25 protein-coding genes, 2 tRNA genes and 2 pseudogenes are annotated in these 26,742 nt (G+C 67.7%); 19 read left to right on the top strand and 10 right to left on the bottom strand.

The genetic code is table 11. From position 1 onward, the window contains the following. A pseudogene (locus A5678_RS27790) lies at positions 1-82 on the top strand (hypothetical protein); the annotation flags it as partial. On the opposite strand, the pseudogene A5678_RS27010 reads toward A5678_RS27790, so the two are convergent. After that, a pseudogene (locus A5678_RS27010) lies at positions 81-224 on the bottom strand (sorbosone dehydrogenase family protein); the annotation flags it as partial. The pseudogenes A5678_RS27790 and A5678_RS27010 sit on opposite strands and share 2 nt — an antisense overlap. A 263-nt stretch (positions 225-487) precedes the next feature. On the opposite strand from A5678_RS27010, the gene A5678_RS08375 reads away from it, so the two are divergent. Next, positions 488-1,348 (top strand): DoxX family protein, encoded by an 861-nt coding sequence (locus A5678_RS08375; protein WP_068040758.1) that lies wholly within the window; start codon positions 488-490, stop codon positions 1,346-1,348. Positions 1,349-1,351: 3 nt separating this feature from the next. Here A5678_RS08375 and A5678_RS08370 read toward each other — a convergent pair whose 3' ends face one another. Next, positions 1,352-1,741: a PH domain-containing protein gene (locus A5678_RS08370; RefSeq protein WP_068040756.1), complete on the bottom strand. Its 390-nt coding sequence runs from the start codon at positions 1,739-1,741 to the stop codon at positions 1,352-1,354. Positions 1,742-2,086: 345 nt separating this feature from the next. Here A5678_RS08370 and A5678_RS08365 point away from each other — a divergent pair, with 345 nt between their 5' ends. Genes A5678_RS08365 through ilvC form a run of 3 tightly spaced genes read left to right on the top strand, consistent with a single transcriptional unit; the run spans position 2,087 to position 5,424 of the window. Beyond that, positions 2,087-3,889, top strand: a complete 1,803-nt coding sequence (locus A5678_RS08365) for an acetolactate synthase large subunit (RefSeq protein ID WP_231983607.1) — start codon at positions 2,087-2,089, stop codon at positions 3,887-3,889. After that, positions 3,889-4,389, top strand: coding sequence for an acetolactate synthase small subunit (gene ilvN, locus A5678_RS08360; protein ID WP_067948358.1), 501 nt, complete (start codon positions 3,889-3,891; stop codon positions 4,387-4,389). The genes A5678_RS08365 and ilvN overlap by 1 nt, the downstream gene beginning before the upstream one ends. Before the next feature lie 33 nt (positions 4,390-4,422). Next, the gene (gene ilvC / locus A5678_RS08355; RefSeq protein ID WP_082945449.1) at positions 4,423-5,424 is read left to right on the top strand and encodes a ketol-acid reductoisomerase; all 1,002 of its coding nucleotides are present in this window, start codon (positions 4,423-4,425) and stop codon (positions 5,422-5,424) included. A gap of 39 nt (positions 5,425-5,463) precedes the next feature. Here ilvC and wrbA read toward each other — a convergent pair whose 3' ends face one another. Beyond that, entirely contained in the window at positions 5,464-6,081 is a 618-nt protein-coding gene (gene wrbA / locus A5678_RS08350; protein ID WP_068040750.1) for an NAD(P)H:quinone oxidoreductase, read from the bottom strand. 109 nt (positions 6,082-6,190) lie between these two features. Between wrbA and serA the strand changes: the two genes are divergently transcribed. Beyond that, entirely contained in the window at positions 6,191-7,777 is a 1,587-nt protein-coding gene (serA, locus tag A5678_RS08345) for a phosphoglycerate dehydrogenase (RefSeq protein ID WP_068040748.1), read from the top strand. Next, positions 7,774-8,784: a 3-isopropylmalate dehydrogenase gene (locus tag A5678_RS08340; RefSeq protein ID WP_068040747.1), complete on the top strand. Its 1,011-nt coding sequence runs from the start codon at positions 7,774-7,776 to the stop codon at positions 8,782-8,784. Before serA ends, A5678_RS08340 begins: the two co-directional genes overlap by 4 nt. On the opposite strand, the gene A5678_RS08335 is transcribed toward A5678_RS08340, so the two are convergent. Further along, positions 8,684-9,988, bottom strand: a complete 1,305-nt coding sequence (locus A5678_RS08335; protein WP_068040745.1) for an MFS transporter — start codon at positions 9,986-9,988, stop codon at positions 8,684-8,686. The two genes, A5678_RS08340 and A5678_RS08335, sit on opposite strands and share 101 nt — an antisense overlap. A 103-nt stretch (positions 9,989-10,091) precedes the next feature. On the opposite strand from A5678_RS08335, the gene A5678_RS08330 reads away from it, so the two are divergent. From A5678_RS08330 to A5678_RS08315, 4 genes are all read left to right on the top strand, one after another. Next, entirely contained in the window at positions 10,092-10,889 is a 798-nt protein-coding gene (locus tag A5678_RS08330; RefSeq protein WP_068040744.1) for a fumarylacetoacetate hydrolase family protein, read from the top strand. Continuing rightward, positions 10,886-12,343: a glutamate--tRNA ligase gene (gene gltX / locus A5678_RS08325; RefSeq protein WP_082945447.1), complete on the top strand. Its 1,458-nt coding sequence runs from the start codon at positions 10,886-10,888 to the stop codon at positions 12,341-12,343. Before A5678_RS08330 ends, gltX begins: the two co-directional genes overlap by 4 nt. Before the next feature lie 146 nt (positions 12,344-12,489). Continuing rightward, positions 12,490-12,561, top strand: a tRNA-Gln gene (locus tag A5678_RS08320). A 73-nt stretch (positions 12,562-12,634) separates the two neighbouring features. Continuing rightward, positions 12,635-12,707: transfer RNA gene (locus A5678_RS08315), tRNA-Glu, on the top strand. A gap of 8 nt (positions 12,708-12,715) precedes the next feature. On the opposite strand, the gene A5678_RS08310 is transcribed toward A5678_RS08315, so the two are convergent. Continuing rightward, positions 12,716-13,228 carry a pyridoxamine 5'-phosphate oxidase family protein gene (locus tag A5678_RS08310; protein ID WP_068040738.1) on the bottom strand — a complete coding sequence of 171 codons (513 nt, stop codon included), beginning with the start codon at positions 13,226-13,228 and terminating at the stop codon, positions 12,716-12,718. Positions 13,229-13,285: 57 nt separating this feature from the next. After that, the gene (locus A5678_RS08305; protein WP_068040735.1) at positions 13,286-13,987 is read right to left on the bottom strand and encodes an IclR family transcriptional regulator; all 702 of its coding nucleotides are present in this window, start codon (positions 13,985-13,987) and stop codon (positions 13,286-13,288) included. A gap of 87 nt (positions 13,988-14,074) precedes the next feature. Here A5678_RS08305 and leuC point away from each other — a divergent pair, with 87 nt between their 5' ends. The 3 genes from leuC (at position 14,075) to A5678_RS08290 (ending at position 16,955) form a co-directional block, all read left to right on the top strand. Then, complete coding sequence (gene leuC / locus A5678_RS08300) at positions 14,075-15,502, top strand: 3-isopropylmalate dehydratase large subunit (RefSeq protein WP_068040796.1); 1,428 nt, start codon at positions 14,075-14,077, stop codon at positions 15,500-15,502. 24 nt (positions 15,503-15,526) lie between these two features. After that, positions 15,527-16,123 (top strand): 3-isopropylmalate dehydratase small subunit, encoded by a 597-nt coding sequence (leuD, locus tag A5678_RS08295; protein WP_068040731.1) that lies wholly within the window; start codon positions 15,527-15,529, stop codon positions 16,121-16,123. A gap of 202 nt (positions 16,124-16,325) precedes the next feature. After that, a complete protein-coding gene (locus A5678_RS08290; RefSeq protein ID WP_068040729.1) occupies positions 16,326-16,955 on the top strand; it encodes an HU family DNA-binding protein in 630 nt (209 codons plus the stop codon). 69 nt (positions 16,956-17,024) lie between these two features. Here A5678_RS08290 and A5678_RS08285 read toward each other — a convergent pair whose 3' ends face one another. From A5678_RS08285 to cofC, 3 genes are all read right to left on the bottom strand, one after another. Then, positions 17,025-17,966, bottom strand: coding sequence for a bifunctional NUDIX hydrolase/histidine phosphatase family protein (locus A5678_RS08285; protein WP_068040727.1), 942 nt, complete (start codon positions 17,964-17,966; stop codon positions 17,025-17,027). Positions 17,967-18,051: 85 nt separating this feature from the next. Beyond that, positions 18,052-20,241 (bottom strand): RNA degradosome polyphosphate kinase, encoded by a 2,190-nt coding sequence (locus A5678_RS08280; RefSeq protein WP_068040724.1) that lies wholly within the window; start codon positions 20,239-20,241, stop codon positions 18,052-18,054. 89 nt (positions 20,242-20,330) lie between these two features. Continuing rightward, positions 20,331-20,984, bottom strand: coding sequence for a 2-phospho-L-lactate guanylyltransferase (gene cofC / locus A5678_RS08275; RefSeq protein ID WP_068040723.1), 654 nt, complete (start codon positions 20,982-20,984; stop codon positions 20,331-20,333). A gap of 112 nt (positions 20,985-21,096) precedes the next feature. Here cofC and A5678_RS08270 point away from each other — a divergent pair, with 112 nt between their 5' ends. After that, the gene (locus A5678_RS08270) at positions 21,097-22,116 is read left to right on the top strand and encodes an NAD(P)H-dependent glycerol-3-phosphate dehydrogenase (protein WP_068040721.1); all 1,020 of its coding nucleotides are present in this window, start codon (positions 21,097-21,099) and stop codon (positions 22,114-22,116) included. A gap of 80 nt (positions 22,117-22,196) precedes the next feature. Further along, a complete protein-coding gene (locus tag A5678_RS08265) occupies positions 22,197-23,309 on the top strand; it encodes a D-alanine--D-alanine ligase family protein (protein WP_068040719.1) in 1,113 nt (370 codons plus the stop codon). Positions 23,310-23,364: 55 nt separating this feature from the next. On the opposite strand, the gene A5678_RS08260 is transcribed toward A5678_RS08265, so the two are convergent. Further along, positions 23,365-23,937, bottom strand: a complete 573-nt coding sequence (locus tag A5678_RS08260; RefSeq protein WP_068040717.1) for a DUF3515 domain-containing protein — start codon at positions 23,935-23,937, stop codon at positions 23,365-23,367. Between the two features lie 143 nt (positions 23,938-24,080). Here A5678_RS08260 and A5678_RS08255 point away from each other — a divergent pair, with 143 nt between their 5' ends. The 3 genes from A5678_RS08255 to A5678_RS08245 are packed head-to-tail and all read left to right on the top strand — an operon-like array spanning position 24,081 to position 26,698. Continuing rightward, positions 24,081-25,043 (top strand): thiamine-phosphate kinase, encoded by a 963-nt coding sequence (locus A5678_RS08255; protein ID WP_068040715.1) that lies wholly within the window; start codon positions 24,081-24,083, stop codon positions 25,041-25,043. 9 nt (positions 25,044-25,052) lie between these two features. After that, positions 25,053-25,766: a uracil-DNA glycosylase gene (locus A5678_RS08250; RefSeq protein WP_068040713.1), complete on the top strand. Its 714-nt coding sequence runs from the start codon at positions 25,053-25,055 to the stop codon at positions 25,764-25,766. 5 nt (positions 25,767-25,771) lie between these two features. Beyond that, positions 25,772-26,698, top strand: coding sequence for an NADP-dependent oxidoreductase (locus A5678_RS08245; protein ID WP_068040793.1), 927 nt, complete (start codon positions 25,772-25,774; stop codon positions 26,696-26,698). Positions 26,699-26,742 lie beyond the last annotated feature (44 nt).

Raw genomic sequence — 26,742 nt, 5'->3', positions numbered from 1 at the left:
GGCCCCCGGCGTGATGCAGGGCTGCCTGGAGAGCACCAGCGGACTGATCATGGGGCCCGACAGCAAAACCGCGCTGGAGGCGTCGAGCTGGGCTGGGGCTTGAGTTCGGGGTTGGTGGTGAACGGCTGCGACTGGGCGTCGTTGAACCGCGCGCAGCCGCTTGCGACCAGCACCGCCGCGCAAAGCGCGGCGAACCCGCACCGAACCGAGCGCCGTAGTCGCATGACCGACAGGCTACGGATAGTACGCCCACCGCCGCCACACGCATGCGCTTTGCCCGCCCGGCGCCACCCGATCGGAACGCCTTCGGCGGCGGCCAACGGCCCGCGCGGGAGGCCCTAAATGGGCCCGTTTCTGACCCGCTCGAGCCGCGAGCGGGCTCATTTCGGGCCGATCCACGCCGGTTTGGCGGGCAAACCACCGATTGCCTGGTGAAAGCGCCGCTCAAATCCCCAATTCAGCGACAAATGCCCTTACCCTGTCACGCGTGACCAGTCAACCGAATGACGGACATTGGCAGCGGCCCGGCGAATCCCCGGAGCCAACCCCGGGACGCCCCGCGACGGCGCGTGTGGTTGACCCCGAAGATGATCTGACGCCCGTCGGTTACCCCGGCGACTTCAACCCCTCCACCGGAACCACCACCGTCATCCCCTACATGGGCGACCACGCCGGCGTCGACGGCGCCAGGGCGACGGGTTACAACGTGCTCGATCAGCAGGAACCCCTGCCCTATGTCCAGCCACAATCCGCCCGGCACACGGCCGCCGAGCCCGCCGAGATCGACGGGGACGAACACCACGACCGTCTGCACGACGTCGGCCGGCGCGGCACCCAGCATCTGGGTTTGCTGATACTGCGGGTCGGCCTCGGAGTCGTGCTGGCCGCCCACGGGTTGCAGAAGCTGTTCGGTTGGTGGGGCGGCTCCGGGGTGGGCGGGTTCAAGAACTCACTGTCCGACGTCGGCTACCAGCACGCCGACATCCTCGCCTACGTCAGCGCGGGCGGCGAGCTCGTCGCGGGTGTGCTGCTGGTGCTGGGGCTGTTCACCCCGCTGGCCGCGGCCGGCGCGCTGGCGTTTCTGATCAACGGGCTGCTGGCCACGATCACGGCGCGGCCGCATCCGCACACCTTCACGTACTTCCTGCCGGACGGGCACGAATACCAGATCACGCTGATCGTCCTGGCCGTCGCGGTCATCCTGTGCGGGCCGGGACGCTACGGGCTCGACGCGCGGCGGGGCTGGGCCCACCGTCCCTTCATCGGGTCGTTTGTCGCGCTGCTGGTGGGCATCGCCGCCGGCATCGCGGTGTGGGTGCTGCTCAACGGGGTCAACCCGATCGCCTGAGCCTCACTGATAGGGGTTGGGCACCCGCCCGCGACTGGCCTCGGTCAGCTGGGGCAGGGTAGCGAACGTCACGGCGGGCAACCGCAAGTCAGCGCCGCTCTTGAGGTGCGCGCGTGCCCAGGAGCCCCGATGAAAGCGCAGCCCGGCGATGTCATCCCAGCCCACCGTCTGGCTGCCCAGCAGCGTGCGGACCGTCACGCCTCGATCGTCGGCGACGGTGCGTAGCCGGACGATCAGTGCCGACAGCAGCACGGGGATCGCCAGCAGCGGCACGGACAGCGGCCACAGCATCACCGGTATCAGCAACCCCAGGGTCAGGAATCCGACGGCCAGGTGCGCGATGGGGGAAACCTTGATCACGACGGGCGTGTGGGAAGCAGAACCGGTAGCCATGCGACCATCATTTCACCCGGCACGGCGGACCGGATTCCGCGGAGCCGACGGTGGCGGATTTGACTGCTGAGCTGTGCGAAGGCTACCGTCGGACGTTATGGATAACGCCGGACAGCCCGGGATGCTCGTAGTAATTAGTCGGCGCGTTGGTGCCTGACTAGCCTCTTCGGCATTTGAAGCTATCCAGACCAACGCGCAACCCTCGTGCAGCAGATGAGCTGTCGGGGGTTTTTTGTTGCCCAGAGCGAAACTCCCAGAGCGAATAAGGACGAAAGTACAGTGAGCGCACCAGCCAGGCCGCACGCCACACAGCCGCAACGTGCCGCCGATGTCGCCTCCGACGCGATCACGCCCGCCGCGAAATCTTCGACGGGCAAGCCGAAACGTGTTGGGCCCGAGAAACTTACCGGTGCCCAATCGGTGATCAGGTCGCTGGAGGAGCTTGGCGTCGAGGTCATCTTCGGGATTCCCGGTGGCGCGGTGTTGCCGGTTTACGACCCGCTGTTCGACTCGAAAAAGCTCCGCCACGTGTTGGTTCGCCATGAGCAGGGCGCCGGCCACGCCGCCAGCGGCTACGCGCACGCCACCGGCAAGGTCGGCGTCATGATGGCCACGTCGGGCCCCGGCGCCACCAATCTCGTCACGCCGCTGGCCGACGCTCAAATGGACTCGGTGCCCGTGGTCGCCATCACCGGCCAGGTCGGTCGCACCCTGATCGGCACCGATGCCTTCCAGGAAGCCGACATCTCGGGCATCACGATGCCGATCACCAAGCACAACTTCCTGGTCCGCTCGGGCGACGAAATCCCCCAGGTGATGGCCGAGGCGTTCCACATCGCCGCCTCGGGCCGTCCCGGCGCGGTGCTCGTTGACATCCCCAAAGACGTGCTGCAGGGCCAGTGCACGTTCAGCTGGCCGCCGCGCATGGACCTGCCCGGCTACAAGCCGAACACCAAGCCGCACAACCGGCAGACCCGCGAGGCAGCCAAGCTGATCGCGGACGCCCGCAAACCGGTGCTCTACGTCGGCGGTGGCGTCATCCGCGGCGAGGCCACCGAGCAGCTGCGCGAGCTGGCCGAGCTGACCGGCATCCCGGTGGTCACCACGCTGATGGCGCGCGGCGCGTTCCCCGACAGCCACCGGCAGCACATGGGCATGCCCGGCATGCACGGCACGGTCGCCGCGGTGGCGGCGCTGCAGCGCAGCGATCTCCTGATCGCCCTGGGCACGCGCTTCGACGACCGGGTGACCGGCAAACTCGACACCTTCGCGCCCGAGGCCAAGGTCATTCACGCCGACATCGACCCGGCCGAGATCGGCAAGAACCGCCATGCCGACGTGCCGATCGTCGGCGACGTCAAAGCCGTCATCACCGACCTGATCGCGATGCTGCGGCACTACGACATCCCCGGCAACCTCGACATGACCGAATGGTGGGCCTACCTGGACAGCGTCAAATCCACCTACCCGCTGAGCTACGGTCCGCAGAGCGACGGCAGCCTCGGCCCGGAATACGTCATCGAGAAGCTGGGTCAGATCGCCGGCCCCGACGCGGTGTACGTCGCCGGGGTGGGCCAGCACCAGATGTGGGCCGCGCAGTTCGTCTCCTACGAGAATCCGCGCACCTGGATCAACTCCGGCGGGCTGGGCACCATGGGGTTCGCCATCCCGGCGGCCATGGGGGCCAAGATGGCTCGCCCGGAGGCGGAGGTGTGGGCCATCGACGGCGACGGCTGCTTCCAGATGACCAACCAGGAGTTGGCCACCTGCGCGATCGAGGGCGTGCCGATCAAGGTCGCGCTGATCAACAACGGCAACCTGGGCATGGTGCGTCAGTGGCAGACGCTGTTCTACGGGGAGCGGTATTCGCAGACGGACCTGGCCACGCATTCGCATCGCATCCCGGACTTCGTGAAGCTGGCCGAGGCGCTGGGCTGTGTCGGATTGCGTTGCGAGCGTGAGGAAGACGTCGAGGACGTGATCAACCAGGCCCGCGCGATCACCGACCGGCCGGTGGTGATCGACTTCATCGTCGGCGCGGACGCGCAGGTGTGGCCGATGGTGGCCGCCGGCACCAGCAACGACGAGATTCAGGCCGCCCGCGGCATTCGCCCGCTGTTCGACGACGAGAGCGAAGGGCACGCCTGATGCACACGCACACGCTGTCGGTGTTGGTGGAGGACAAACCCGGTGTGCTCGCGCGCGTGGCGGCGCTGTTCTCCCGGCGCGGCTTCAACATCGAGTCGCTGGCCGTCGGCGCCACCGAGCAGAAAGACATGTCGCGCATGACGATTGTGGTCAGCGCCGAGGAGACCCCGCTCGAGCAGATCACCAAGCAGCTCAACAAGCTGATCAACGTGATCAAGATCGTCGAGCTCGACGAGGGTGCCGCGGTGTCCCGCGAGCTCGCGCTGATCAAGGTGCGCGCCGACGCCGGGACCCGCAGTCAGGTGATCGAGGCGGTGAACCTGTTCCGCGCCAAGGTGATTGACGTATCGACCGAGGCGCTGACGATCGAGGCGACGGGTGACCGCGGCAAGATCGAGGCGCTGCTGCGGGTGCTGGAACCGTTCGGCATCCGCGAGATAGTCCAATCGGGAGTGGTGTCGTTGTCCCGCGGTCCGCGCGGCATCGCCACGGCCAAGTAACACACAAGGAGAAATTCAACAGTGGCACTAGAAATGTTCTACGACGACGACGCAGACCTGTCGATCATCCAGGGCCGCAAGGTCGGTGTGATCGGTTACGGCAGCCAAGGGCACGCGCACTCGCTGAGCCTGCGCGATTCCGGTGTGCAGGTGCGCGTCGGGCTGAAGGAGGGTTCGAAGTCGCGGGCCAAGGTCTCCGAGCAGGGCCTCGAGGTCGACACCCCCGCCGAGGTGGCCAAGTGGGCCGACGTCATCATGCTGTTGGCGCCCGACACCGCGCAGGCGGACATCTTCAAGAACGACATCGAGCCCAACCTGAAGCCCGGTGACGCACTGTTCTTCGGGCACGGGCTCAACATCCACTTCGGGCTGATCAAGCCGCCCGCCGACGTGACCGTCGCGATGGTTGCCCCGAAGGGGCCCGGCCACCTGGTGCGCCGCCAGTTCGTCGACGGCAAGGGCGTGCCGTGCCTGATCGCGGTGGACCAGGACCCGACCGGCAAGGGCGAGGCGCTGGCGCTGTCCTACGCCAAGGCCATCGGTGGCACTCGGGCCGGCGTCATCAAGACCACCTTCAAGGACGAGACCGAGACCGACCTGTTCGGTGAGCAGGCCGTGTTATGCGGCGGCACAGAGGAATTGGTGAAGACCGGTTTCGACGTCATGGTGGAGGCCGGCTACCCGCCGGAGATGGCCTACTTCGAGGTGCTGCACGAGCTGAAGCTGATCGTCGACCTGATGTACGAGGGCGGCATCGCCCGGATGAACTACTCGGTGTCCGACACCGCGGAGTTCGGCGGATACCTGTCGGGGCCGAAAGTCATCGACGCCGGCACCAAGGAGCGGATGCGGGAGATCCTGCGCGACATCCAGGACGGCACCTTCACCAAGAAGCTGGTCGCCAACGTCGAGGGCGGCAACAAGCAACTCGAGCAGTTGCGCAAAGAGAACGCCGAGCACCCCATCGAGGTGACCGGCAAGAAGCTGCGCGACCTGATGAGCTGGGTCGACCGGCCGATCACCGAGACGGCGTAGTCGCGAGCGTCACGCCAGAGTGGCGTTCGGCCACCACAGTCACTCTGGCGTGACGCCGGGCGACGCGAGGCGGTCGGCGACGGCCACCACGCGCCGGGCCAGGTGATCCAGGGCGTTCTCCGTGGCCTCGTCGAACTCGTTGATGTTGTCGTGCGTGGAGACCAGGCTCACCCCATACGGATTGCCATCGACGAACTTCAGCGGGTCGGTGTATCCCGGCGGGACGATGATGCCGCCGAAATGCATCAGGGTGATGTAGAGCGACAGCAGGGTGGTCTCCTGACCGCCGTGCAAGGTGTTCGACGATGTGAAACCCGCGTACACCTTGTCCGCGAGCTTGCCTTCGGCCCACAGCCCGCCCAGCGAGTCGAGGAAGTTGCGCAATTGCGCAGCGGGAGAGCCGAACCGGGTCGGTGAACCGAAGATCACCGCGTCGGCCCAGACGATGTCCTCGCCCCTAGCCGCCGGAAGATCTTTAGTCGCTTCGTAATTCGCGGTCCAGGCGGGGTTGTGGGCAAACGATTCCGGGTCGCGCGTTTCCGCGACGTGCCGCAGGCGGACTTCGGCGCCCGCGGACTCGGCCGCGGTGGCCACGCGTCGCGCCATCGCGGTGCCATGACCGGTGGCCGAATAGTAGATGATCGCGAGTTTGGTCACGAGCGCATCGTAGGACCGCGATGGCCCGCTCCCCAAGCGGGCGTCGGCGCAGGTTACGGCAGTGGTGAGCCCGTCAATGCCCGCCAAAGGCAGCCGATAGGCTGGCCGGGTGAATCTGCCTGTTGTATTGATCGCCGACAAACTCGCCCAATCGACCGTCGCGGCCCTGGGAGACCAGGTCGAGGTGCGCTGGGTAGACGGACCGGACCGGGAGAAGCTGCTGGCCGCGGTGGGCGAGGCCGACGCGCTGCTGGTCCGCTCGGCCACCACCGTCGATGCCGAGGTGCTGGCCGCCGCGCCCAAGCTGAAGATCGTTGCCCGCGCCGGGGTCGGGCTGGACAACGTCGACGTGGCCGCCGCGACCGAGCGCGGCGTGCTGGTGGTAAACGCCCCGACCTCCAATATCCACAGCGCCGCCGAGCACGCGTTGGCGCTGCTCTTGTCCGCCGCCCGGCAGATCCCGGCCGCCGACGCCTCGCTGCGCGAGCACGCCTGGAAGCGGTCGTCGTTCAACGGCACCGAGATTTTCGGCAAAACGGTCGGTGTGGTGGGGCTGGGCCGGATCGGGCAGTTGGTGGCCCAGCGGTTGACCGCTTTCGGCACCCACCTCATCGCCTACGACCCGTACGTCTCGCCGGCCCGGGCCGCGCAGCTGGGCATCGAACTGCTGCCGCTCGACGATCTGCTCGGTCGCGCCGACTTCATCTCGGTGCACCTGCCGAAGACGCCCGAGACGGCGGGCCTGATCGGCAAGGAAGCGCTGGCGAAGACCAAGCCCGGTGTCATCATCGTCAACGCCGCCCGCGGCGGCCTGGTGGACGAGGCCGCACTGGCCGAGGCGGTGAGCAGCGGACACGTCCGCGCGGCCGGTATCGACGTCTTCGCCAAGGAGCCGTGCACCGATAGCCCGCTGTTCGAGCTGCCCCAGTTGGTGGTCACGCCGCACCTGGGTGCGTCCACCTCCGAGGCGCAGGACCGGGCGGGCACGGACGTCGCCGAAAGCGTGAAGCTCGCGCTGGCAGGCGAATTCGTCCCCGACGCCGTCAATGTCGGCGGCGGCGTGGTCAACGAAGAGGTGGCGCCATGGCTGGACCTGGTGCGCAAGCTCGGGGTGCTGGCCGCCTCACTGTCCGACGGGCCGCCGGTGACGGTGTCGGTGCAGGTGCGCGGCGAGCTGGCCTCCGAAGACGTTGAGGTGCTGAAGCTTTCGGCTCTGCGCGGACTGTTCTCGGCGGTGGTCGAGGGGCCGGTCACGTTCGTCAACGCACCGGCGCTGGCCGAAGAGCGCGGCGTCACCGCCGAGCTCGCCAAGGCCTCGGAGAGCCCGAACCACCGCAGCGTCGTCGACGTGCGCGCGGTGGCGCACGACGGCACGGCCGTCAACGTCGCGGGCACGCTGTCCGGGCCGCAGCTGGTGGAGAAGATCGTTCAGATCAACGGCCGCAACTTCGATCTGCGGGCACAGGGCACCAACCTGGTGATCAACTACATCGACCAGCCCGGGGCGCTGGGCAAGATCGGCACCCTGCTCGGCTCGGCCGGCGTGAACATCCAAGCCGCGCAACTGTCCGAGGACGCCGAGGGGCCGAGTGCGACGATCCTGCTGCGGCTGGACCGGGACGTGCCGAGCGAGGTGCGGTCGGAGATCGGCGCGGCGGTGGGCGCCAACAAGCTTGAGGTGGTTGATCTGTCGTGAAACTGGCTGTTATCGGCGGCGACGGCATCGGGCCAGAAGTGACGGCCGAGGCCCTCAAAGTCCTTGATGCGGTGTTGCCGGGCGTCGAAAAGACCGATTACGACCTGGGCGCCCGGCGTTTTCACGCCAGCGGCGAGTTGCTGCCGGAATCGGTGCTCGCCGAGCTGCGCCAGCACGATGCCATTCTGCTCGGGGCCATCGGCGATCCGTCGGTGCCCAGCGGCGTGCTGGAGCGGGGTTTGTTGCTGCGCCTGCGTTTTGAGCTGGATCACCACGTCAACCTGCGGCCGGGTCGGCTCTATCCCGGTGTGACCAGCCCGCTCGCCGGAAATCCGCACATCGATTTCGTGGTGGTGCGCGAGGGGACCGAGGGTCCCTACACCGGTACCGGCGGCGCGATCCGCACCGGAACGCCCCACGAGGTGGCCACCGAGGTGAGCCTGAACACCGCCTTCGGCGTGCGCCGGGTGGTGGCCGACGCCTTCGAACGTGCCCAGCGCCGCCGTAAGCACTTGACGCTGGTGCACAAGACCAACGTGCTGACCTTCGCCGGGAAACTCTGGTCACGGATCGTGGCCGAGGTCGGGGAGGACTACCCCGACGTGGAGGTCGCCTACCAACACGTCGACGCCGCCACCATTTTCATGGTCACCGATCCCGGTCGCTTCGACGTGATCGTCACCGACAACCTGTTCGGTGACATCATCACCGACTTGGCGGCGGCGGTCTGCGGCGGAATTGGCTTGGCCGCCAGCGGAAATATCGACGCCACCCGGACGAACCCGTCGATGTTCGAGCCGGTGCACGGCAGCGCGCCGGACATCGCCGGTCAGGGCGTCGCAGATCCGACCGCGGCCATCATGTCGGTGGCGTTGCTGCTCGCCCATCTCGGCGAGGACGATGCGGCTAGGCGGGTGGATGGGGCTGTCGAGGCCTACTTGGCGCAGCGTGGGAACGAACGCCGCGCCACCACCGAAGTCGGCGAACGGATTGCCGCCGCGCTGTAGTTTCCAAACCGGGCGGGAGCAACCGCGCCGGCACCAACGGCACCGCGATCACCGGAAACAGTCCGCACAATATCCACGCGTTCGGGTATTTCGCGGCGGTGATCAACGCACCGAAGAGCGGCGGCGCGGCGGCCGCCAATACCCGCTGGGTGGTGTTCTGAATGCCCAGGGCGCGCCCGCTCCAGAACGGCCCGGCGAATTCGGTGATGGCCGTGGCCTCCAAACCGTTGTCCAGCACGGCGATCACGGAGATGGCGACCATCAGGGGCGCCTGCCAACTCGAATTCAACAAATCGGCCCAGGCCAGTAGGAAGAGGGTGACGGCGGCGGCGACCGCGATGATGCGGACCGGTCGCATGCGCGAGCCGATGCGGTCGGACCAGCGGCCCACCATGACGCGGCCGAGTGCGCCCAGCAGCTGTGAGAGGGTCACCAGACTGCCGGCGGCCGCGACCGACCAGTGCAGATTCTTGATCAGCCACACCAGCATGAACGTGACGGTCACCGTCTGCGGAACCATCATCAGGCCCGCGACCGTGTGAATCCGCCACAGCACCAACGACCCTCGGTAGGGGCTGGCGAGTTCGGCGGTGGTGGCCTTCTCCCGGGGCTTGCGCGGCGGGTCGACGATGCCGACCGCACTGGCTGCCGCTCCGAACGCGCACGCCAAGGCCGTGAACCTGAGCCCCGCCGCCGGCCCGTGTTCGGCCAGTTCGGGAATTACCAGCGCTCCCAAGGCGATTCCGAGGGGCTGCGCGGTTTGGCGAAGGCCCATGGCCAGGCCGCGTTGGTGCGGCGGGAACCACGCCGACACGAGCCGCCCGCCGGCGGTATTGCAACTGGCCGCGGCCATGCCGCCGAGGAACAGGTAGACGGCGATCAACACCATCGAATGCGCCGACGCGGCGGCATAGGCCGCCACCGCTGTGAGCGCCGAACCCGCGGCCATCACCATCCGCTCGCCGACCCGGTCCAGCACGTAACCCCACAGCACCAGCGTCACCACCATGCCCCAGCTCGGCATCGAGGACAGCAGACCGGCTTCGTCGAGCGGGATTCCGCGCGCCGTTTGTAGCGAGGGAATCAGGAACGCGACGCCGTTGATGAAGAGGAAGGAACTGGCGGTGGCCATGAGGGATACGACCATGACGGACCAGCGCCCGCCCGAGCCCAACTCGCGCGTGGCGGAGGTCCCCGATTGCATCCCCAATGCTTGCACACCCCCGGAAACCGCTGGTGAGACCGGTCGCTTCGGATGCGATGCCCGGCTATGCCCGGCGCAGGCGCCCATCAGTAGGCTCAACGAAATGCGCCTCGGTCGAATCGCCAGCCCGGACGGTGTCGCCTTCGTCAGCATCGAGGGCGAACTCGCCGATCCCGCCGCCATGATCGCCCGCGAGATCGCCGAGCATCCTTTCGGCACGCCGAACTTCACCGGCCGATCATGGCCGCTGGCCGATGTGCGGCTGCTGGCTCCGATACTTGCCAGCAAGGTGGTCTGCATCGGCAAGAACTACACCGATCACATCGCGGAAATGACCGAGCTCACCGGTCCCGCGGCGCCGGATCCCATCATCTTCCTCAAGCCGAACACGGCCATCGTCGGCCCGAACGTGCCGATTCGGTTGCCCGCCAACGCATCACCCGTGCATTTCGAGGGTGAGCTGGCCGCGGTCGTCGGCCGGCCCTGCAAGGACGTCTCGGCCGCCGAGGCCGCCGACAGCATCCTCGGCTACACCATCGGAAACGACGTATCGGCCCGCGACCAACAAAAGGCCGATGGCCAATGGACGCGGGCGAAAGGGCACGACACTTTCTGCCCGGTGGGGCCGTGGATCGTCACCGATGTCGATCCGGCGGATCTCGAAATCCGAACCGAGGTCAACGGCGAGGTGAAGCAACACAGCCGTACCTCGCTGATGATCCACGACGTCGGCGCCATCGTCGAATGGATCTCGGCCGTGATGACCCTGCTCCCGGGCGACCTCATCCTCACCGGAACGCCGGCCGGCGTCGGTCCGATCGAGGACGGCGACACCGTGTCGATCACCATCGAGGGCATCGGCACCCTCACCAATCCCGTGGTCCGTAAGGGAAAGTCGTGACAGTACGAGTCCGTTTCTGCCCGTCGCCCACGGGCACCCCGCATGTCGGCATGGTCCGCACCGCGCTGTTCAACTGGGCCTATGCCCGGCACACCGGTGGCACCTTCGTCTTCCGCATCGAGGACACCGACGCCGAACGCGACAGCGAGGAAAGCTATCTGGCGCTGCTCGACGCGCTGCGCTGGCTGGGCCTCGACTGGGACGAGGGGCCCGAGGTCGGCGGACCCTACGGCCCATACCGACAATCGCAGCGCAAGGAGATCTACCGCGACGTGGTGGACAAGCTGCTGGAAGCGGGCGAGGCCTACTACGCCTTCTCGACACCGGAAGAGGTTGAGGCCCGCCACATCGCGGCCGGCCGCAACCCCAAACTGGGATACGACAACTTCGACCGGCAGCTGACCGATGCCCAGCGCGCCGCATTCCTCGCGGAGGGCCGCAAGCCCGTGGTGCGGCTGCGGATGCCCGACGAAGACCTTGGCTGGGACGACCTCGTGCGCGGACCCACCACCTTCGCCGCGGGCACCGTGCCGGACTTCGCGTTGACCCGCGCCAACGGAGATCCGTTGTACACCTTGGTCAACCCGTGCGACGACGCGCTGATGAAAATCACCCACGTGTTGCGCGGCGAGGACCTATTGCCGTCGACCCCGCGCCAGCTCGCGTTGTACCAGTCGCTGATCCGGGTCGGTGTCGCCGAGCGAACCCCGCAATTCGCGCACTTGCCAACGGTATTGGGGGAGGGGACCAAGAAACTCTCCAAACGCGATCCGCAGTCGAACCTGTTCGCCCACCGCGACCGGGGCTTCATCCCCGAGGGGTTGCTGAATTATCTCGCGTTGCTCGGCTGGGCCATCGCCGACGACCACGACCTGTTCAGTCTCGACGAAATGGTCGCCGCGTTCGACGTCGTCGACGTCAATTCCAACCCGGCCCGGTTCGATCAGAAGAAGGCCGATGCGCTCAACGCCGAGCACATCCGGATGCTCGAGCCGGCGGATTTCGCGGGTCGGCTGCGCAATTACTTCGACGTCCACGGCCATCGCCTCGGACTGGACGAAGCGGCGTTCGCCACGGCCGCCGACCTCGTCCAGACCCGCATCGTCGTGCTCGCCGACGCGTGGGACCTGCTGCGGTTCCTCAACGACGACGAATACGCCATCGAGCCCCGGGCCGCCGCCAAGGAGCTCGGTCCGGACGCGGCCGCGGTGCTGGACGCCGCGCTGTCGGCGCTGGACAGTGTGACGGACTGGACCACGCCGCAGATCGAGGCCGCCCTCAAAGCGGCGCTCATCGAGAGCCTGGGCATCAAACCCCGCAAGGCCTTCGGTCCCATCCGGGTGGCCGCCACGGGAACGACGGTCAGCCCGCCGTTGTTCGAATCGCTGGAACTGCTCGGCCGTGACCGCAGCTTGCAGCGGCTACGTGCCGCACGCGAAACGGTCGCCGGCTAGGCGAAGACCTCGCATGCGGATTGTGCCGAGAGTCTTTGGTAGTCTGCACTGCGGCTCACTAAGGCCGACAACGGTTGGCAGCGGCGGTCTTCCGAGCAGCGCGATACGGCTCTGAATGCCGCTGACCAGCGGTTTTAGGCAGCCAATGGGGTATGGTGTAATTGGCAACACAGCTGATTCTGGTTCAGCCATTCTAGGTTCGAGTCCTGGTACCCCAGCAAAATCTCGCCACCTCAAGCGATTAGGTGGGCTTTTGGAGTGTGAGCTATGCTGACTCTCCGGATCGTGTCCGGCCCCGTCGTCTAGCGGCCTAGGACGCCGCCCTCTCACGGCGGTAGCGTGGGTTCGAATCCCATCGGGGCTACAAAAAATCTAGTGGCCGGTGCCAAGCACGGCGGGTGCCGTGGATCCACCCACCGGCATGGCCGGCAGGCCGAGTTTGCGGTGATCCCACGACCGTGCGCGTTGGGCGACGATGCGCACGCAGACCCGTTTGTTCATCATCTGCTCGACGAAGGGCTTCATCTCGTCGGTGTAGGGCCCGGTGTAGCGCTCGAAGACGCTGACCCCGACCCGGTGTGCGACGTCGGGGTCGTCGACGATCTCGGCGACGCCTTCGAAGGACACACCACGCAAGGTGTCATAGGTGTCGCCGTCCTCGATCAGGAAGCTGACGCGCGGATCACGTTTGAGGTTGACCGCCTTCTGCGACTTGGCCTTGGTCTCCAGCCAGATTTCGCCGTCCACGACGGCGTACCACATTGCGGTCAAATGCGGCTGGCCGTCGGGGCCGATGGTGGCCAGCGTCCCGGTGCGGCTCTTGACGACGAAGTCGGCGATTTCGTCCTCGGACATGACGATGCTCGCGCGCTGATTGGTTCCCATGGCGGTCAGTCTCTCAGGCCCCGTGTGGTCGAGTGTGCGCTGGTGCACGCGGCGAGTTCAGAGCCGGCGGGTGAGCGCTTCGGCCGCGGACAGCAGATCGGCGGCCCAGCGCGCGCCGGGGCGTCGACCGATGCGGTCGACGGGTCCCGACACCGAGATGGCGGCGATGACGGCACCGCGGCCGTCGCGCACGGGAACTGACACGCTCGCCACCCCGGGCTCGCGCTCGGCCACGCTTTGTGCCCAGCCGCGCCGCCGCACTTCGGCCAGGGTGCGCTCGGTGAATTTCGCCGTCGGGAGCACCGCTTTTTGCGTCGCCGCGTCGCTGTGGGCCAGCAGCACTTTGGCGCCCGAGCCCGCCGTCATCGGCAACCGCGCCCCGACCGGGACCGTATCGCGAAGGCCCGCAGCCGGTTCCAGGGCGGCCACACAGACCCGTTCGGTGCCCTCGCGGCGGTACAGCTGCACGCTTTCCCCGGTGGTCTCGCGCAACAGCGGAAGCACCCCCGCACTGGCGGCCAGCAGCGGATCGTTGACGTGGGCGGCGAGCTCGTTGACGGCCGGGCCGAGTCCCCAACGCCCTTCGTCGTCGCGGGCCAGCAGTCGATGGACCTCGAGCGCTGCGGCCAGCCGATACGCGGTGGCCCTGGGCAATCCGGTTCGCTCGCACAGTTCGGCCAATCCGCACGGGGATTGGGCGATCGTGTGCAGAACATCCACGGCTTTGTCGAGGACGCCGATGCCGCTATGCTGTCTCACAACGAGATACTAGCGTCTCGCATTCTGAGATCACAGCCCATGGTCGATCGGCGAGCCGCAGATGAGGGAATCGAGGCGAATTTTCAGATGGGATCCGGCAAGCCGCGCACCCTGGCCGAAAAGGTCTGGGACGACCACGTTGTGGATAAAGGGGGCGACCCCGAACAAGGAGGGGCACCCGACCTGATCTACATCGATCTGCATCTGGTCCATGAGGTCACCAGCCCCCAGGCCTTCGACGGGCTGCGGCTGGCCGGCCGGCCGGTGCGCCGGCCCGATCTGACGCTGGCCACCGAGGACCACAACGTGCCCACGGTCGACATCGATAAGCCGATCGCCGATCCGGTTTCGCGAACCCAGGTAGAGACTTTGCGCCGCAACTGCGCCGAATTCGGCATTCGCCTTTATCCGATGGGCAATATCGAGCAGGGCATCGTGCATGTCGTCGGGCCGCAATTGGGTCTGACCCAACCGGGAATGACGGTCGTCTGTGGTGATAGTCACACGTCGACGCACGGCGCATTCGGCGCGCTGGCTATGGGCATTGGCACTTCGGAGGTCGAGCATGTGCTCGCCACCCAGACGTTGCCGCTGCGGCCGTTCAAGACGATGGCCGTCAATGTCGATGGCGAGTTGCCCGCCGGTGTGACCGCCAAGGACATCATTCTCGCGTTGATCGCCAAGATCGGAACCGGCGGTGGGCAGGGGCACGTCATCGAATACCGCGGCAGCGCCATCGAATCGCTGTCGATGGAGGGCCGGATGACGATCTGCAACATGAGCATCGAGGCCGGCGCCCGGGCGGGCATGGTGGCTCCGGACGCCACCACCTTTGAATTCCTGCGTGACAAGCCGCACGCGCCGCAGGGGGCGCAATGGGACGCGGCGATGCGCTATTGGCAGGATCTGCACACCGACCCCGGTGCCGTCTTCGACACCGAGGTCCACCTCGACGCAACATCGTTGAGCCCGTTCGTGACGTGGGGAACCAACCCCGGGCAGGGCGTGCCGCTGGCCGCGGCCGTGCCCGACCCGGAGCTGATGACCGGCGACGCCGAGCGGCAGGCCGCCGAGAAAGCGTTGGCTTACATGGACCTTCGGCCGGGTACTCCCATGCGCGAAATCGCGGTCGACACCGTGTTCGTTGGCTCTTGTACCAACGGTCGTATCGAAGACTTGCGGGTGGTCGCCGACGTTCTGCGCGGCCGCAAGCTGGCGTCCGGCGTGCGGATGCTGGTGGTGCCCGGCTCGATGCGGGTGCGCGCGCAGGCCGAAGCCGAAGGGCTCGGCGAGGTTTTCACCGCGGCGGGCGCCGAATGGCGACAGGCGGGTTGCTCGATGTGCCTGGGGATGAACCCGGACCAGCTGGCACCGGGGGAGCGGTGCGCGGCGACGTCCAACCGCAACTTCGAAGGGCGCCAGGGGAAAGGCGGCCGTACGCATCTGGTGTCACCGGCCGTGGCCGCCGCGACAGCGGTTCGCGGCACATTGTCCGCCCCGGCCGATTTGAACTGACCTAATCGAGAAGAAGAGATGAGCATGGAAGCATTTCACTCCCACACCGGTATCGGTGTGCCGTTGCGGCGGTCCAATGTCGACACCGATCAGATCATTCCGGCGGTGTATTTGAAGCGGGTCACCCGAACCGGTTTCGAGGACGGGTTGTTCGCCAGCTGGCGGTCGGATCCCTCATTCGTCCTCAACCTCAGCCCCTTTGACCGTGGGTCGGTCCTGGTCGCCGGCCCCGATTTCGGCACCGGCTCGTCGCGCGAGCACGCGGTGTGGGCGCTCATGGACTACGGGTTCCGGGTGGTTATCTCGTCTCGATTCGGTGACATCTTCCGGGGCAACGCCGGCAAGGCCGGGCTGCTGGCGGCCGAAGTTTCTCAGGACGGCGTGGAACTACTTTGGAAGCTGATCGAGCAGAGTCCGGGGCTGGAAATCACTGCCAATCTTCAAGATCGAAATATCACCGCGGGAACGACGGTGTTGCCGTTCAAGATTGACGACCACACCGCCTGGCGGCTGCTCGAAGGGCTCGACGATATAGCCCTTACGCTGCGGAAACTCGACAAAATCGAGTCGTACGAGGCGGCCTATCCGCAGTGGAAACCGCGCACTCTCCCCGCCTCCTGAACGGTCGAGAACGCCGGAATTTCTTCTCGCTCACCTAACTAAACCGGGCCGATTTCCAAGTCCCGCCACCGGTCAAGGGCGGCAACCGGATTGCGAAACCTCCGACTGAAATTGCGCGTGGCTCTTGGAAATTTGCTGGGTGAGGGTTTACCGTGTGCACTAGTCGGTTCAAATCGAGGACCACTAGCGTCGGAGGGATTGGATGAATAAGGCAGAGCTCATTGATGTGCTCACTCAAAAATTGAACACCGACCGTCGGCAAGCAACCGCTGCCGTCGAGAACGTTGTCGACACCATTGTGCGTGCCGTGCACAAGGGGGACAGCGTCACCATTACCGGGTTCGGTGTGTTCGAGCAACGGCGCCGCGCGGCCCGGGTGGCCCGCAACCCGCGTACCGGCGAGACGGTGAAGGTAAAGCCGACCTCCGTCCCGGCGTTCCGTCCTGGTGCTCAATTCAAAGCGGTTGTCTCTGGCGCACAGCGTCTCCCGTCGGAAGGACCTGCAGTGAAGCGTGGTGTAGTGGCAAGCGGCGCGGCCAAGAAGACCGCGGCCAAGAAGGCTCCGGCCAAGAAGGCCGCGGCGAAGAAGGCTCCCGCCAAGAAGACCGCGGCCAAGAAGGCGGCGACCAAGGCTCCGGCGAAGAAGGCCGCGACCAAGGCTCCGGCGAAGAAGGCCGCGGCGAAGAAGGCTCCCGCCAAGAAGACCGCGGCGAAGAAGGTCGTGGCGAAGAAGGCACCGGCCAAGAAGGCCGCGACCAAGGCTCCGGCCAAGAAGGCCGCGGCAAAGAAGGCTCCCGCCAAGAAGGCCACCGCGCGTCGCGGTCGCCGTTAAGGCAGCAGCCGAGTTCTCAACACGAATACCCTTCGGGTCGCAGCGGTGCGCCCGAGGGGTATTCGTGTGTCAGGCCCGCACGTTGGCGGCCAGCGCGCCGCCGATGTGGTCGGCCGCCACCAGTCGGCCATCCGATAGTGAGAGCACCCATGTGCTGCCCTTATGGTTGCGCGACTTGTCGGGACGTATCCCGTCCCGCTCGCACCACCAGGCGATCAAGTCCGGGATCACCTTGCCCTGAGTGCAAATGACCGGTGTGCCTTCCTGCTCGGCGATCTCGAGCATTCGGTGCCGGCCGCGTTTGGGGCTCTTGGCGTAGGACTCCTCGGTGAGGGTTGGCTCGTTGTGCACCGTCACGCCCAATTCCTCGGCCAGCGGTTCCACCGTCTGATGGCAGCGCAGGCGGTCGGCCGCGTACACGTCTGTGGCGCCGAAGGCCAGTAGCTGCGGAACCAGTGCCTCGGCCTGCGCCCGTCCGCGTTTGTCCAGCGGTCGCTGGGTGTCGTCGCCCTTGAAGCGCGATTTCCGCCCCGCCGTGCCATGCCGCACCACCACCACCGAACGCGTATCGGCGGGTTGTTTCATGAAGTGTCGCAACATCTTCCGGTCATGTGAATAGGTCAGCTTATTCAGCGCCTCGGGAATCGGCAGCCATATGAGTTCGTCGACCTCGTTGCCGGGGGTGAAGTCACCGCCGGTGCTGCGCGCGGCCCAGTAGTAGACCTTCTTGACGCCCGCCTCGACCGGGTAACTCACCATGTCGAGCCGCCGGCCCAGGACCGCGTGCTGCCCCGTCTCCTCGCACACTTCTCGCACCGCGGCAACGGGCGCCGTCTCGCCCGGGTCCACCTTCCCCTTAGGCAGCGACCAGTCGTCGTAGCGGGGGCGGTGGATCACCGCGAGCTCGAGGCCGGGGTTGGAGGAATCAGTCGGCCGCCACAACACCGCTCCGGCGGCGTACACGATCCGGCTTCCCGGACGCCGATCGGTGGGCGAGCTCTTGGTCGGCAACTCAACTCCTGCACGTCAATTCGGTCGGGGCCGCGCCCAATTTTGCGGTGCGGCCGGAAAACAACCGTAAATCACCACGCAGGGGCTACGGATTGCGGTGTCGCTCCATCAACGACACTTGGTGATCGCGCACGGTGTGGCCGTCCTGCGGTGACGCGATCCACTGTCCGTCGGGCCGCAGCTCCCAGCACCGGGTGGACGGATCCAGCGCGGACTCGAACAGCTCGTCCAGGTATGAGGTCAGCCTGGGGTCCTTCACCTGAACCAGCGCCTCGACGCGCCGGTCGAGGTTGCGGTGCATCATGTCCGCGCTGCCGATCCAAAACTCGTTGATGCGATTGAAATGCATGATGCGGGAATGCTCCAGGAACCGACCGAGAATCGAACGGACCGAGATGTTGTCCGAGAATCCTTCGGCGCCGGGCCGCAGCGCGCAGATGCCGCGCACCACCACCTCCACCCGCACGTCCGCCATCGACGCGCGATAGAGCGCGTCGATGACCTGCTCGTCGACGAGCGCATTCATCTTGAGCCGGATCCGGCCGCCACCGTGTTCGCGGTGGGCGGCAATCTCACGCTCGACGCGTTCGATGATGCCGGTGCGAATGCCGTGGGGGGCGACCAGAAGGTTGCGGTAGGAGACCTTGCGCGAATAGCCGGTAAGCGAGTTGAACAAGTCCGTCAGGTCGGCCCCGATTTCGGGAGACGCCGTGAGCAGGCCCACGTCCTCGTACAGTCGCGCCGTCTTTCCGTTGTAATTGCCGGTTCCGATGTGGCAGTAGCGCCGGATCGCCGGACCCTCGCGGCGGACCACCAGGAGCGTCTTGCAGTGCGTCTTGAGTCCGACGTATCCGTAGACGACGTGCACGCCCGCCTGCTCCAGCTCGCGCGCCCAGCGGATGTTGGCCTGCTCGTCGAATCGCGCCTTGATCTCCACGAGCGCCACCACTTGCTTCCCGGCCTCGGCGGCGTTGATGAGCGCCCGAACGATCGGCGAATCACCCGATGTGCGGTACAGGGTTTGCTTGATCGCCAGCACATTCGGGTCGGCGGCGGCCTGCTCGATGAATCGCTGCACGCTGGTGGAGAACGACTCGTACGGATGGTGCAGCAGCACATCGCCTTCGCGCAGCGTCGCGAAGATGCTCCTGGGCGTCTCGCGGTCGGCGAACGCGGGAGTGGTGGCCGGAACGAACGCCGGGTCCTTGAGCGCCGGTCGGTCGAGGCTGTAGATCTGCCACAACGACGACAGGTCGAGCAGGCCGGGCACCTCGATGACGTCACCCGGATTCACGTCGAGTTCGCGGAGCAGCAATTCCAGCATGCTTTCGGTCATGTCGTTGGCGACCTCGAGCCGCACCGGTGACCCGAACCGCCTGCGCGCCAGTTCACGTTCCAGCGCTTGCAGCAGGTCTTCGTCGCGGTCCTCTTCGACCTCGTAGTCGGCGTTGCGGGTGATGCGGAAAGCGTGGTGCTGGACGATCTCCATGCCGGGGAACAGCACCGGCAGGAAGGCCGCGATCAGCTCTTCCATTGGCAGGTAGCGGATTATGGTGGGGCCTTCGCCGTCATCGTTATCGCCTGCGCCCAGTTCGACAAAACGATCCACGTTGTTGGGGACCTTCACTCGCGCGAAGTGCTGGCCGCCGTCTTCGGGCTGGCGCACCATGACCGCCAGGTTCAGGCTCAGCCCACTGACGAAGGGGAAGGGGTGAGCGGGATCGACGGCGAGCGGCGTGAGAACGGGAAAGACTTGTTCGTGGAAATAGGTGGACAGTTCGTCGCGCTCAGCCTGAGCCAAATCGGCCCACGTGACTATATGTATGCCTTCCTCGGCGAGCGCCGGTCGCACCGAGTCGAGGAACACTCGCGCGTGGCGGGTCGCGATCCGCTGCGTCTGTTCGCCGATCAGGGCCAGTTGCTCGCGCGGCGTCAGGCCGTCGGCGGACCGCACCGACAGCCCCATCTCGTCACGACGCTTGAGGCCGGCGACGCGGACCATGTAGAACTCGTCGAGGTTGGAGGCGAAGATCGCCAGAAACTTGGCTCGCTCCAACAACGGCAGCGAATTGTCGGCGGCCAGCGCCAGCACGCGGGCGTTGAAGTCCAGCCAGCTCAGCTCCCGGTTGAGATAGCGATCCTCCGGCAGGTCGGTGAGCGCGGCCGGCGTCGCCGCGGGCGGCGCTGCCACGGCCGAGTCGCCGTGATACCACAAGTTCTCTTCGGCGCGCACCTCAGCTTCGGTTTCGGTCACTCTGCGATCATTGCTCATCACTTGCCGATGCTGCTAGCGCTCGGCGGACATCCATTCGCCGTTGTGCCGACGTTCACGGCGCAGACAGGTACGCCGCGGCGCGGCAGGAGTCACTGCTGGGCGAGGGCACGGGCGGTCGCCGCCCCGACTCCGAGCCGGCGCGCCGTGGCTAGGTCGTTGGGGGTGTCGACGTCACAGCGCAGACCCGGCCACGCACCGGTCAGTTCGATCGCGCCCGAACGTCGGTGTCGCGCCGACGAATCGGACCCGAACTGCGGATCGAGCGGGGCGCCGAAGGCGAAGAGGGCGGCGGTTCCCGTCGCCAGCCGATCGGCGACGAAGCTGCGCCGGTGATGCCGGGCGGCGGCGATCGCCTCGGCCAGTTCCTGCGTCTGAAGCGCCGGCAAATCCCCCTGCAGCGCAACGACATTCGGGAAGAAACCGCCCACCGCCCGTTCGGCGGTGGCGATGGCGTTGTTGAGCGGGTCGGGGTGCCCTTCGGGTGTCGGGTCGGCCAGCACCTCGGCCCCGAGCTCGGTCGCCGCGGCGGCCGCGGCCTCGTCGGGCGTGATGACGGTGATCGAGCCCAATGAACCGACACGGGCCGCGGCGGTCAGGGTGTCGACCAACATGGCCAGCACCACGTTCTCCCGGGTGCGTGCCGAGAACACCGGGGCCAGCCTCGTCTTGGCCGCGGCCAAGCGTTTGACGGCGACGATCAGGGCGACGTCTCTACCCGGTTCGTCGGCTCGTGTGCCGCTCATGAGATCTCATCCTGCCAGCGACCGCTCAAGGCGGACGCGCTAGCTCGCGCGACGGCCGCTGATCTAGGGTGTAGCGGCTGCAACACGCCGAGACGACAGACGGGGGTGGCGAATGGCCAGTTCGAAGGGCGCCGTCGCGGTCATGGGTGCCGGGGCGTGGGGGACGGCGCTGGCCAAGGTGCTCGTCGAGGCCGGCGAACCCGATGCGGAGGTCACGCTGTGGGCCCGTCGATCCGAGGTCGCCGACCAGATCAACACCACCCGATCCAACCCCGACTACCTGCCCGGCGCGGAACTGCCGGTGAACGTTCGCGCGACCACCGATGCGACCGAGGCGCTGGGCGGCGCCTCGACGGTGCTGTTGGCAGTTCCCGCGCAGACGATGCGCGCCAACCTCGAAGCGTGGGCGCCGTTGTTACCCGACGGCGCCACCCTGGTCAGCCTGGCCAAGGGCATCGAGCTGGGGACGCTGATGCGGATGAGTCAGGTCATCGTTTCGGTGACGGGTGTCGACCCGGCTCAGGTCGCGGTGGTCTCGGGGCCGAACCTGGCCAGCGAGATCGCCGAGTGTCAACCCGCCGCCACCGTCGTGGCGTGCAGCGACTCCGGGCGTGCGGTCGCCCTGCAGCGCATGCTCAATACCGGTTACTTCCGCCCGTACACCAACAGCGATGTCGTCGGCACCGAGGTGGGCGGGGCGTGCAAGAACGTCATCGCGCTCGCGTGCGGCATGGCGGCCGGCGTCGGGCTTGGCGAAAACACCGCGGCGGCGATCATCACGCGGGGTCTGGCGGAGATCATCCGGCTGGGTATCGCGCTCGGCGCCAAGGGCGCCACGCTGGCCGGTCTGGCCGGGGTGGGCGACCTGGTGGCGACGTGCACGTCGCCGCAGTCGCGCAACCGTTCCTTCGGCGAACGCCTGGGTCGCGGCGGGACCATGGAGTCGGCGATGCAGGCCGGCGGCGGCCATGTCGTCGAGGGTGTGACGTCGTGCGAGTCGGTGCTGGCGCTCGCGTCCAGTTACGACGTCGAGATGCCGCTCACCGACGCCGTGCACCGCGTGTGCCACAAGGGGCTGTCGGTGGACGAGGCGATGGCCCTGCTGCTCGGGCGCCGGACCAAGCCCGAGTGACTACCGTGCGGCAACCGAAACCCCAGCTAGCGGCCCGCCGCCCGGCCCGCCTGCCGCGCAACCGGTAGCCTCTCCAGGTTGTGAGTGCCAGCGGGAGCCGCGTGCGCGTCGCCGTCGTCTTCGGTGGGCGCAGCAACGAGCACGCCATCTCGTGTGTGTCCGCGGGCAGCATCCTGCGCAACCTCGACCCCGAGCGGTTCGAGGTGGTCGCCATCGGCATCACCCCGCAAGGGTCGTGGGTGCTCACCGACGGCGACCCGGACGCGCTGGCCATCAGCGACCGGCAGCTGCCGGAGGTGACCGCGCAGTCGGGCACCGAACTGGCTTTGCCGGCGGATCCGCGGCGCAGCGGCCAACTGGTCTCCCTCTCCTCGGGCGCCGGTGAGGTCCTGGCGTCGGTCGACGTGGTTTTCCCGGTGCTGCACGGTCCGTACGGGGAAGACGGGACGATCCAGGGCCTGCTGGAGCTGGCGGGGGTGCCCTACGTCGGGGCCGGCGTGCTGGCCAGCGCGGCGGGCATGGACAAGGAATTCACCAAGAAGCTGTTCGTCGCCGAAGGGCTGCCCGTCGGCCCGTACGCGGTGCTGCGCCCGTCGCGGTCGACGCTGCGAGCCGATGAGTGCGAGCGGCTGGGCCTGCCGGTGTTCGTCAAACCCGCCCGGGGCGGCTCCTCGATCGGCGTCACCCGGGTCGCGCGCTGGGAGGACCTGGCCGCGGCCGTCGCGGTCGCGCGCCGGCACGACCCGAAAGTGATCGTGGAGGCGGCGATCACCGGTCGCGAGCTGGAGTGCGGCGTACTCGAAATGCCCGACGGCACAATAGAAGCCAGCACGGTTGGCGAGATCCGGGTGGCCGGGGTGCGCGGACGCGAGGATTCGTTCTACGACTTCGCCACCAAATATCTGGACGATGCGGCGGAATTGGACGTGCCGGCGAAGGTGGACGACGAGATCGCCGACAGCATCCGGAATTTGGCGATCCGGGCCTTCAACGCCATCGACTGCCAGGGCTTGGCCCGGGTCGATTTCTTCCTCACCGACGACGGGCCGGTGCTCAACGAGATCAACACGATGCCCGGGTTCACCACGATTTCGATGTACCCGAGGATGTGGGCGGCCAGCGGCGTGGACTATCCCACCCTGTTGGCGACCATGGTCGAAACGGCGTTGGCCCGCGGCGTGGGGCTGCGCTAGTGGCGATCGCGAGGGCGGCGTAGCCGGGCGAAGCGGGTCGCCACCATCGGACTAGCTAACCGGCCGGTCCCGGGTTGATGGGCACCGCCGCGATGTTGCGGTCGACCACCTCGGAGAGCTGCTGGATCGGCGTCGGGCCCGATCCGGACGGCAGCGTGAGCGCCACATACACGGGCCGATCGACCGTGTACCAGGTCGATCTGCCCGCGTCACCGGCGGATTGCTGTTCGGGACGCACCGCGAACCACTGCACGCGGTCGACGATCTGAATCGGAGATCCCACCACGAACTCGGCGGGACGATCGAGTCCGCAGCGCAGCACCACCGGCTCGCCGTCCGGACCGGCCCGCCATGCGGCGGCGCCATGAGGCGCGGGTTGCGCGACGGGCGCGCGCTGATAGTCCCCGAGCCGCTGCGGCAGCGCCCCGGCCAATGCCCGGCACGCAGGGCTGTCGGCCTGCGGCGCCGGGGCGGCCGATACGGCGACCGGTTGCGGCGGCGCCTCACGATTCGCCGCGATCACCAGGATCACGCTTATCGCCACGACGGCCAACGCGACCGCCGCGATGATGATCGCGGGTGGCGGCCCCGTGTCGATCGCGGGGTCGGTCTCGGGATCGGTCGTCACCGCCGCGCACCTCCTATCTCTGGCACAGCGGTGCAGGGTTCTACACTGGCGCGGGCCGCTCGCGCGGGCAGTAAACCAACTTACCGCAGGTCGGCGACCTGATAGAGGCCCGCACAGGGTAAGAAAGCGCCGGAGGAGGTGGCGTGCGCGACGACGCATCGGAACCCACGCTGCAGCAACTCGGGGAGTTCGCCGTCATCGATCGCCTGGTGCGCGGCCGCCGGCAGCCGGCCGCGGTGGCGGTCGGGCCCGGCGACGACGCGGCGGTGGTGCACGCCAGGGACGGCCGCATCGCGGTGTCGACCGACATGCTCGTGCAGGATCGGCATTTTCGGCTGGGCTGGTCGACTCCCCGCGACGTCGGGCGCAAGGCCATTGCCCAGAACGCCGCCGACATCGAGGCGATGGGGGCGCGGCCGACGGCCTTTGTGGTGGCGTTCGGCGCGCCCGGCGGCACTCCGGCGGGCGACGTGGACGGGCTGGTCGGCGGTATGTGGGATGAGGCGCAGCGCATCGGCGCCGGCATCGCCGGCGGCGATCTCGTCAGCTGCCCGCAGTGGGTGATCTCCGTGACGGTGCTCGGTGACCTCGACGGCCGTACGCCGGTGCTGCGGTCCGGCGCGAAACCGGGCTCGGTGATCGCGGTCGCCGGTGAGCTCGGCCGCTCGGCGGCCGGGCTTTCGTTGTTCGGCAAGGGAATTGAGGGCTTCGATTCGCTGCGCCGGCGGCATCTGGTTCCCCAGCCGCCCTACGGCCAGGGCGTGGCGGCGGCGGCCGGGGGAGCGCAAGCGATGATCGACGTCTCCGACGGCCTGGTCGCCGACCTTCGGCACATCGCCGAGGCATCGGCGGTGGCGATGGACCTGTCCACGGCGGCGCTGACCGCGGACCACGACGCACTGACGGCTGCGGGCGCCGCCGCGGGCGCCGACCCATGGTCGTGGGTGCTGGGCGGCGGCGAAGACCACGCCCTGGTGGCCTGTTTCGCCGGTCCCGCGCCCGCCGGATGGCGAATCATCGGACGGGTTCTCGAGGGAAAGGCCGAAGTCCTTGTCGACGGGCAACAGTGGACCGGCTACGCCGGCTGGCAGTCGTACGACGGTTAGGGTGGCGCGATGAGCCTTGACGCTTCGAAAGGGCCGGTGACTACGGCGCGGCCGTTGAGCGAGCTCGTCGATCCCGGTTGGGCCACCGCGTTGCAGCCGGTGGCCGATCAGGTCGCCGCGATGGGCCAGTTCCTGCGGGCCGAGATCGCGGCCGGGCGCAGGTACCTACCCGCCGGCCCGAACGTATTGCGCGCGTTCACTTTTCCCTTCGATGGGGTTCGGGTGCTGATCGTCGGGCAAGACCCGTACCCGACGCCGGGGCACGCCGTGGGCCTTAGTTTCTCGGTAGCTCCGGACGTGCGACCGTTGCCGCGCAGCCTGGCGAACATCTTCGACGAATACGCCGCCGACCTCGGCCATCCGCAGCCTTCGTGCGGTGACCTGACGCCGTGGGCCGAGCGCGGGGTGATGCTGCTGAACAGGGTCCTCACCGTGCGCCCGAGTAATCCGGCCTCGCACCGCGGCAAGGGTTGGGAGGCGGTGACCGAGTGCGCGATCCGCGCGCTGGCGGCGCGCTCGCAGCCGATGGTGGCGATCCTCTGGGGCCGCGACGCGTCGACGCTCAAACCGATTCTGGCCGATGGTAATTGCGTGGCGATCGAGTCGCCGCACCCGTCGCCGCTGTCGGCGTCTCGGGGATTCTTCGGGTCACGTCCATTCAGCCGCGCCAACGAACTGCTCACGGGCATGGGCGCTGATCCCATCGATTGGCGGTTGCCGTGACCGAGATGAGGGCTTTGCGGGCGCACCGCCGGGGCGGCCCGGAGCAGCTGGTCGTCGAGCGGGCGCCGGTGCCGGCCCCGGCCGCCGGTGAGGTGTTGCTGGCCGTCCACGCCGCCGCCATCACGTTCGACGAGTTGACGTGGGACGAGACCTGGACCCGAGACGGTGTGAGCCGGACGCCGGTGATCCCGTCGCATGAAGTATCGGGCGTCGTCTCCGAGGTGGCCCCGGGCGTGGCGGATTTCGCGCCCGGCGACGAGGTGTACGGGCTGATCCGTTTCGACCGGGACGGCGCGGCGGCCGAATTCGTCTGCGTCCCGGCGGCGGACCTGGCCGCCAAGCCGTCGACCGTGTCGCACGCCGTCGCCGCCGCGCTGCCGCTGGCGGGTCTGACCGCCCTGCAGGCCCTGGTCGACCACGCCCGGGTGCGCCCGGGTGAGGCCGTGCTGGTGCACGGCGGCGCGGGCGGGGTGGGCGCCCTGACGGTTCAGCTGGTCGCGATGCTGGGCGCGAGCGTCACCGCGACGGTGCGCAGCGACACCGGTGACCTCGTCCGGGGATTCGGCGCCGTCCGGGTGATCGACGTCCGCACCGAGACGTTCGACGACGCGGTCTATGACGTCGTGATCGACACCGTCGGCGGAGCGACGTTGGACCGGTCGTTTTCGGTGCTCCGCCCGGGCGGGCGGCTGGTCACCCTGTCCGCGCCGCCGCCGGCGGGCGCAGCCGACGAATACGGCGTCACGGCAACCTTTTTCATCGTCACACCGAACCGGGATCAGCTGGTCGAGCTCGCGGCGCTGGTCGACAGGGGAGAGTTGCGGGCGGAGATCGCCGAGACCTTCCCGCTCGAGCGGGGCCGCGAGGCGTTCGAAAGCGGCGGGCGCCCGGGCCGTCGCCCCGGCAAGACGGTGATCGTGGTCCGCGACTAGGGCCCTCGCGACGATCACGCTGGCGTGACGCCCGGCGACGACCG

It is taken from the genome of Mycobacterium sp. E2733 (genome assembly GCF_001667585.1).
Lineage (GTDB): Bacteria > Actinomycetota > Actinomycetes > Mycobacteriales > Mycobacteriaceae > Mycobacterium.
Note: the sequence above shows the minus strand (reverse complement) of the source record. Positions and strands in the feature narration are given on the sequence as shown.

Bases quoted from the DNA above. Each gene is read 5' to 3' on its own strand.
- A5678_RS08310 (WP_068040738.1), bottom strand. From the start codon at position 13,228: ATGGGAACCAATCAGCGCGCGAGCATCGTCATGTCCGAGGACGAAATC.
- A5678_RS08270 (WP_068040721.1), top strand. From the start codon at position 21,097: ATGGCCAGTTCGAAGGGCGCCGTCGCGGTCATGGGTGCCGGGGCGTGG.
- A5678_RS08245 (WP_068040793.1), top strand. From the start codon at position 25,772: ATGAGGGCTTTGCGGGCGCACCGCCGGGGCGGCCCGGAGCAGCTGGTC.
- ilvN (WP_067948358.1), top strand. From the start codon at position 3,889: ATGCACACGCACACGCTGTCGGTGTTGGTGGAGGACAAACCCGGTGTG.
- A5678_RS08370 (WP_068040756.1), bottom strand. From the start codon at position 1,741: ATGGCTACCGGTTCTGCTTCCCACACGCCCGTCGTGATCAAGGTTTCC.
- leuC (WP_068040796.1), top strand. From the start codon at position 14,075: ATGGGATCCGGCAAGCCGCGCACCCTGGCCGAAAAGGTCTGGGACGAC.
- ilvC (WP_082945449.1), top strand. From the start codon at position 4,423: ATGTTCTACGACGACGACGCAGACCTGTCGATCATCCAGGGCCGCAAG.
- cofC (WP_068040723.1), bottom strand. From the start codon at position 20,984: ATGAGCGGCACACGAGCCGACGAACCGGGTAGAGACGTCGCCCTGATC.
- A5678_RS08330 (WP_068040744.1), top strand. From the start codon at position 10,092: ATGCGCCTCGGTCGAATCGCCAGCCCGGACGGTGTCGCCTTCGTCAGC.
- leuD (WP_068040731.1), top strand. From the start codon at position 15,527: ATGGAAGCATTTCACTCCCACACCGGTATCGGTGTGCCGTTGCGGCGG.
- A5678_RS08290 (WP_068040729.1), top strand. From the start codon at position 16,326: ATGAATAAGGCAGAGCTCATTGATGTGCTCACTCAAAAATTGAACACC.
- A5678_RS08335 (WP_068040745.1), bottom strand. From the start codon at position 9,988: ATGCAATCGGGGACCTCCGCCACGCGCGAGTTGGGCTCGGGCGGGCGC.
- A5678_RS08250 (WP_068040713.1), top strand. From the start codon at position 25,053: ATGAGCCTTGACGCTTCGAAAGGGCCGGTGACTACGGCGCGGCCGTTG.